This window comes from Rhizomicrobium sp. (genome assembly GCF_056722145.1).
Genome location: NZ_JBWZET010000117.1, coordinates 1 through 5,923, shown reverse-complemented (window position 1 = coordinate 5,923; position 5,923 = coordinate 1). Strand labels below are relative to the sequence as shown.

General features: G+C 63.9%; 8 protein-coding genes and 1 other RNA gene. 3 read left to right on the top strand and 6 right to left on the bottom strand.

Annotated elements, in window-relative coordinates:
• Both AC1P6P_RS06770 and AC1P6P_RS06765 read left to right on the top strand, forming a co-directional pair.
• Positions 1 to 759, top strand: a 759-nt coding sequence (locus AC1P6P_RS06770) for a hypothetical protein (RefSeq protein ID WP_481401673.1), incomplete at its 5' end; no start/stop codon positions are given.
• Between the two features lie 401 nt (positions 760 to 1,160).
• On the top strand, positions 1,161 to 1,991 hold the full coding sequence (locus AC1P6P_RS06765) for a hypothetical protein (RefSeq protein WP_481401672.1): 831 nt from the start codon (positions 1,161 to 1,163) through the stop codon (positions 1,989 to 1,991).
• A 1-nt stretch (position 1,992) separates the two neighbouring features.
• Here AC1P6P_RS06765 and rnpB read toward each other — a convergent pair.
• The 6 genes from rnpB to AC1P6P_RS06735 form a co-directional block, all read right to left on the bottom strand.
• Positions 1,993 to 2,413, bottom strand: an RNA gene (gene rnpB, locus AC1P6P_RS06760) — RNase P RNA component class A.
• 45 nt (positions 2,414 to 2,458) lie between these two features.
• Positions 2,459 to 2,866 carry a hypothetical protein gene (locus tag AC1P6P_RS06755; RefSeq protein ID WP_481401671.1) on the bottom strand — a complete coding sequence of 136 codons (408 nt, stop codon included), beginning with the start codon at positions 2,864 to 2,866 and terminating at the stop codon, positions 2,459 to 2,461.
• 142 nt (positions 2,867 to 3,008) lie between these two features.
• On the bottom strand, positions 3,009 to 3,260 hold the full coding sequence (locus AC1P6P_RS06750; RefSeq protein WP_481401670.1) for a hypothetical protein: 252 nt from the start codon (positions 3,258 to 3,260) through the stop codon (positions 3,009 to 3,011).
• Between the two features lie 112 nt (positions 3,261 to 3,372).
• Positions 3,373 to 3,765: an aspartate/glutamate racemase family protein gene (locus AC1P6P_RS06745; RefSeq protein WP_481401669.1), complete on the bottom strand. Its 393-nt coding sequence runs from the start codon at positions 3,763 to 3,765 to the stop codon at positions 3,373 to 3,375.
• Positions 3,755 to 4,453 (bottom strand): aspartate/glutamate racemase family protein, encoded by a 699-nt coding sequence (locus AC1P6P_RS06740; RefSeq protein ID WP_481401668.1) that lies wholly within the window; start codon positions 4,451 to 4,453, stop codon positions 3,755 to 3,757. Before AC1P6P_RS06740 ends, AC1P6P_RS06745 begins: the two co-directional genes overlap by 11 nt.
• 28 nt (positions 4,454 to 4,481) lie before the next feature.
• The gene (locus AC1P6P_RS06735; protein ID WP_481401667.1) at positions 4,482 to 5,144 is read right to left on the bottom strand and encodes an N-acetylmuramoyl-L-alanine amidase; all 663 of its coding nucleotides are present in this window, start codon (positions 5,142 to 5,144) and stop codon (positions 4,482 to 4,484) included.
• Positions 5,145 to 5,179: 35 nt separating this feature from the next.
• Here AC1P6P_RS06735 and bla point away from each other — a divergent pair.
• The coding region (gene bla / locus AC1P6P_RS06730; protein ID WP_481401666.1) for a class A beta-lactamase at positions 5,180 to 5,923 on the top strand (744 nt) is incomplete at its 3' end.

Genomic DNA, 5,923 nt, shown 5'->3' with positions numbered 1-5,923 from the left:
GTGCACCTGCTGCGCCAGTTCACCGACCAGCTCACCGTGCTGGTGCCGCTCGAATGCGAGAGCGCGGCGACCATGCTGGCGCTCGGCGCCGACAAGATCCTGATGGGTCCGCTGGCGCAGCTTTCCGCCGTCGATACCTCACTGACCCACGATTTGTCGCCGATCGACCGCGACAACGATCGCGTCAAGGTCAGCCAGGACGAGCTGTCGCGCGTGGTGCGGCTATGGCGCGAACAGGCCGGCAAGGACGGCGATAATCCGTACGGAGAGCTCTACCGCCACGTCCATCCGCTGGTGATCGGCGCCGTCGATCGGGCCAGCGCGCTGTCAACCCGGCTGTGCGTCGACATCCTTTCGTATCACCTGAAAGACCGCAAACGCGCCGAGGAAATCTCCAACACGCTGAACGCCAGCTTTCCCTCGCACTCCTATCCGATCACCATCCGCGAAGCCGAACGCATCGGGCTCAACGTCCGCCCGCTCGACGATTTCGTGAACGCGGGCCTGCTGGAACTCAACGAAATCTATTCCGAGATGGGCCAGAACGCCTCCACCGATTTCGACGAGCGCAACAGCCACGACCTTTCCATTCTCAACATCATCGAAGGCAAAGGTGTGCAGGTGTTCTTCCAGCGCGACAAGGATTGGCACTACCGCGCCGAGGAACGCCGCTGGGTGTCGCTCAACGACAATTCCACCTGGCGAAAAGCCGAAATCACCAACGGCAAACTGGGCGTCTCGGTGTTCCATATGCGCTGACGCAGATCTCGCCCTGGCGCAAAGGGCAGCCCCAAAAGCCGAGGGCCGGACGCCCCAGCGCTCGGCCCTCTGAACACCCCATCGATTGATACTGTGATGGACTCCTATCAGTCCGGGGGGCGCGCGCCAATACATTTCTGGAGGGATTTTAAGAGTTATTCGCAGAATATTGTTGCGCGCCAGTCGGCAAGGTCGCGCGAGACCCTGTGGCGGCCGGTAAAGGCATCGTAACCCCCAGGCCCTGTGTCGGATTCTCGAACCGGATCACCGTGGTGGCGCGACCGCACCAGAGGTCTCCCAGTCGCGGTTGTCCGGCGCCGTGGCAGAAGTGGCCGAAATGTCCACTCAGCGGATGGGACCGCCGCCCCTACAGTGGACGCCGCAACTTCCGGAGCCTCTTCATGCGCCCGTTCCAAGTCGGCTTGGCTTTTGTGTTCCTGACCACCTCGTGTGCAGCGGGACCGGTGTGGAGCACCGTCGCGCCCGAAAAGATGTTCACCTATCGCGGCGCACCGATCCATCCCGGCTGCCTCGACAGCGGCGAAACGAAAGAAGGCGACACGATTGATCTGAAGACCTGCACCGCCGAGGCCAAGAAGACGTATCACCGCCCGACCGTCAAAAACGGCAGCGTCAATGCCGACGGAATTGACGAGACTTCACCCCATCCAGTCTTCGCCTCTTACAGCGTGCTCGCCAATAACGGCAGTCAATTCCTGCTTCAGACCCAATGGAGCGGCGGTGGCACCGGGATCTTCGATGGCCTCAGCATTGTCGAGCGGCAGGGCGACTCGCTACGGCTGAAGAAATTCATTACCGGCGGCGATCGCTGCGTCGGCGGCCTCGCATCGGCGCGTGTGAAAGGCGACAAGCTCCTCTATTCCTCCGACATCCCGCCCTATTACATGATCGCCGAGCCGACCGAGGCGTTGACCGGTGCTTATCAGAATCTCAATTTTGGCGCGATTTCCTGCGTCGCCAGGAACGACATGGAATGGGACCTTTCCGCCGGCAAGGAACGGCGCCTGTCGTTGACGCTGACCGGCGAGTGGTACACTGGCAACGGCGCCCCCGGAAAACCACTCGAGGTCCAGCCCGGATCGCCCGGCGAAGCCATCAACGCCTGCTTCAACCGGCTCTACAACAGCTATTTCTTACGCAAGCAGACGCATCTCGATCCGGCGGCGCTGGCGGCGTTCCGCCAGAAATTCTTCGCGTCCTGCAAAAAGTAAAAGCGTCAGACGGCCTGTAAGCCGGGTTCTGTCCGCCGTCTTGCGACGGCTGGATGGCCATTCCTCTGGGACGATGGTTGCCCATCGCCTCACGCGACCTACCCGGACGGCTACCCGGAAACGGGTTACGTGCCATCCCTATTTGGTCTTGCTCCCGGTGGGGCTTGCCGTGCCGTTCCCGTTGCCGGGCCCGCGGTGCGCTCTTACCGCACCATTTCAACCTCACCTCCGCGCCCCCGAAAGAGCGGCGGATCGGCGGTATATTTTCTGTGGCGCTATCCCTGGGGTCGCCCCCGGCGGATGTTATCCGTCACCGTGTTTCCGTGGAGCCCGGACTTTCCTCCCGCCTGCGCGCTTTGGGTTTCGCCGGGCAAGCCCGACGTCACACAGCCACGCAAGCGAGCGGCCATCCGGCCATCTGACGCGGCGTGACTCTAGAGGAACGGTTCGGTCGACGCCAGCGGCGATCAGCCGTGAAACTTGGCGAACGGCGGCATCCACAGCGAAAGCTTCTTGGCGACCAGCGCCCGGCTGTGTTCGTCGAGATAACCGCGCTCGAGACCGTCGGTGTCGATCTCGTTATGGCCGATCGGCAGCACGATCTTGGTCGACACGTATTTGCGCCCATAGGGCACTTCGGCGAACTGCTTGTCCGGCTCCTGGCGAATTTCCACCTGGACGTGCCATGGCAGCACCGCCAGCGGCTTCTGCGTTTTCTCGTCGACGCCATCGAACAGCGGGCAGAACAGCAACGTCTGCGCGTATTGCAGCATCGCATTGGTGGAGATGATCACGCCGAATTTCACGGTGCCGGGAAGGCCGACACCCTCGGGCAGCGGACCGCCGAGCTGAACCACTTTCCAGGTCGTGCGCATGTCACGCTTGGGCGCCGCGTACCTGTTGCCCAACCAGCCGAACCCAAACATGAAGTACCCCCACACACCCAACACTAGCGTCGCCGCCGCGAGCCCAATCCATATCCATTGCCAAGTGGTCATGTCCCCCGCCCCTCGTCGGCTAGAGCCTCTGGAACACGCTCGACGATTTCTTCTCGCTCTTTTCTTCTTTCTTCCCGCCCACCGTGATCAGGATCACGGCCGGTCCTTGTGCGCCCTGCATCGCCCCGACTTGCGGCAGCGGCATCACCACGACGCCATTGCCGGCGCCAGACGGAGAAGGAATGCTGATCTGACCGCCGGGGACGCCGGCCGGGACCGAGATGACCTGCACATCGACTCCCGGATCAACGAGGTTGTCCTCTTTGGGCATAGCGCCCTCCGCACGATCTACGCGGAAATTTTAACACAATATTTACGACAGGAAGAAGCCTTCTCCCGGATTAATTGCTTCAGTCGTCGCGGGCTGTGGTTTCGATGCCGCGTTAACCGTACGCCGCCGCCACTGCCGCCAAAGCGTGCAAACGCGTCGTGTCGTAGAGCCGAACGGCGCCATCGCCGGCGCTGCGCAGCAGCGGAAGTTCGGTGCAGCCGAGAATTACGCCTTGGGTGCCTTCATCGTGAACCAGCCGCGCAATGATGTTGCGGCAGGCGTCGCGGGATTTCTCGACAATCCGGCCCAGCACCAACTCGTCGAGGATCGTCTTGTGGATAACTGCACGCCCGGCGGTGGACGGAATCACCACCTGCAGCCCGTTGGCGGCGAGCCGGGCCGTGCAAGCCGCCCCGGCACGGCCAGATTGAGCAGCTTGTAATAGACTGCGCTCGCTTGCCAGCTCAGGCCGCCGATCAGGACGGCCGTTTTCATCATCCCTCAAGTGCAAACGCCGCCGCGGCGCCGGCGTGAAGCGCAGTGGTATCGAACAGCGGCACGCTGGCATCGCCTGCCGAGACCAGCAGCGGAATCTCGGTGCAACCGAGCACGATGGCTGCGGCGCCGCGCGCCACCAGCCCCGCCATGATGGCACGCAAGCGCGCCCGCGAGGCTGCGAGGAACTGGCCGCGGCACAACTCCTCGAAGATGACGCGATGGATGTCGTCGGCGTCGGCGCCATCCGGCGTCAGGATGTCGAGATCGAAGCGGGTCTTCAGCCGCCCCGTCAACACGTCGGGGCGCTCCATGGTGAACTTGGTGCCGATCAGGCCGACGCGCCTCAGCCCCGCCGCCACGATCGCCTCGCCCAGCGGATCGGCAATGTGCAGCACAGGGACGCCGGCCGCCTTTTCCAGCGCCGGAGCGCACAGATGCATGGTGTTGGTGCAGATGAGGAGGACATCGGCGCCCGCCTTCACCAAGCCCGAGCCGGCCCGCGCCAGCGTCGCGTCGCATTCGGTCCAGTCGCCAGCGCGCTGCAACTGGGCGATGTCGGCGAAATCGAACGAGTGCATCAGGATGCGCGCTGAATGGACGCCGCCAAGGCGCTGCTGTACGGCCGCGTTGATCAGGCGGTAATAGGTGACGGTGGATTCCCAGCTCATCCCGCCGATCAGGCCGATCGTTTTCATCAATCCCCTCCGTTGCAGGATGTCGACCCTAAACGGCCAGCAATCCGGCGAGTATCGCCGCACATTGGGCATCGGCTACGCCGTCGATGCATGACGGGCGGAAGTGGCGCTGAAACGCCGTGATTACGCTTGCAAGCGGCGCCTGCGGCGGAACGCCATAACCGAAGGCGGCGAGCATGGTGGCGATATCGTTTTTGCTATCGCGCGGCGCCGGCCACAGCCCGATGCCGTTCTCTGCCAATCTTTGCCAGGGAAACAATTCGCCGGGATCGGTCTTGCGGTCGGGCGCGACGTCGGAATGGCCGAGGACATGACACGCCGGAATCGGATGGCGCGCCAGAATGGCGTGCGACAGCGCCATCAGCGCCTCGATCTGCGGCGCCGGAAAGGCGCGGTAGCCCCATTCGTGGCCGGGATTGACGAGTTCGATGCCGATGGAGCGGGCATTGACCGACGGCACTCCCGCCCAGAACGACACCCCGGCGTGCCAGGCGCGGCGCTCTTCCGGCACCAGGTGATAGACGGTGCCGTCCTCGTCGATCATGTAATGCGCCGAGACTTCGGCCGCTGCGTCGCACATGCGGGCCAGCGCCGCGGTGCCTGTCTGCATGCCGGTATAATGCAGCACCAGCATGTCGACGCCGCCGGGGCGCGCATCGTGGTTGGGAGACGGACACTCGACGACTCGCATGGGCGGATTTAACCTCAGATCGTGGAGGAGAACCAATGCTGACGCGGCGAACGGTTTGTGCCGGCCTTCTCACCCTGCCGGCGGCGGCGGGCCCGCCCCCGGACGGGCGCCTGGGCGTCGCGGCGCTCGACACCGCCAGCGGCAAGACGCTGCGCCAGCGGGCCGACGAACGCTTTCCGCTGTGTTCCACTTTCAAGCTGCTGCTGGCGGCGGCGGTGCTGCACCAGATTGATGGCGGCCACGAATTGGCCGAGCGCAAGCTCTATTACGGCAAAAGCGCACTCGTCGCCCATTCGCCGATCACCGAGCAGCATGAAGCGCTCAGCATCGGCGCGCTGATGGAAGCGATCCTTCTCGTCAGCGACAACACCGCCGCCAATCTGTTGCTGCAGACCATCGGCGGACCGGCAGGATGGACCGCGTTCGCCCGCTCGCTCGGCGATAGCGAAAGCCGGCTCGATCGCATCGAACCCGACCTCAACAGCGCCGTGCCGGGCGATCCGCGCGACACCACCACGCCCGACGCGATGCTGCGGAATTTGCAGAAAGTGCTGGTCGGGGACGTGCTGACGCCCGTCTCGCGCACCTGGCTGATCAACACCATGGCGGCCAGCACCACCGGCGCCAACCGGCTGAAAGCGGGATTGCCCCGGGATTGGCGCATCGCCGACAAGACCGGCTCGGGCGACAACGGAACCCGCAACGATATCGGGATCATTTTCCCGCCGGGGCGCGCGCCGATTCTGGTTTGCGCCTATTTCACGGGATCGACGCAGCCC

What these genes read in the sequence shown, in the direction of transcription:
- AC1P6P_RS06765 (WP_481401672.1), top strand. Translation starts at nt 1,161, where the DNA reads ATGCGCCCGTTCCAAGTCGGCTTGGCTTTTGTGTTCCTGACCACCTCG.
- AC1P6P_RS06755 (WP_481401671.1), bottom strand. Translation starts at nt 2,866, where the DNA reads ATGCGCACGACCTGGAAAGTGGTTCAGCTCGGCGGTCCGCTGCCCGAG.
- AC1P6P_RS06750 (WP_481401670.1), bottom strand. Translation starts at nt 3,260, where the DNA reads ATGCCCAAAGAGGACAACCTCGTTGATCCGGGAGTCGATGTGCAGGTC.
- AC1P6P_RS06740 (WP_481401668.1), bottom strand. Translation starts at nt 4,453, where the DNA reads ATGAAAACGATCGGCCTGATCGGCGGGATGAGCTGGGAATCCACCGTC.
- AC1P6P_RS06735 (WP_481401667.1), bottom strand. Translation starts at nt 5,144, where the DNA reads ATGCGAGTCGTCGAGTGTCCGTCTCCCAACCACGATGCGCGCCCCGGC.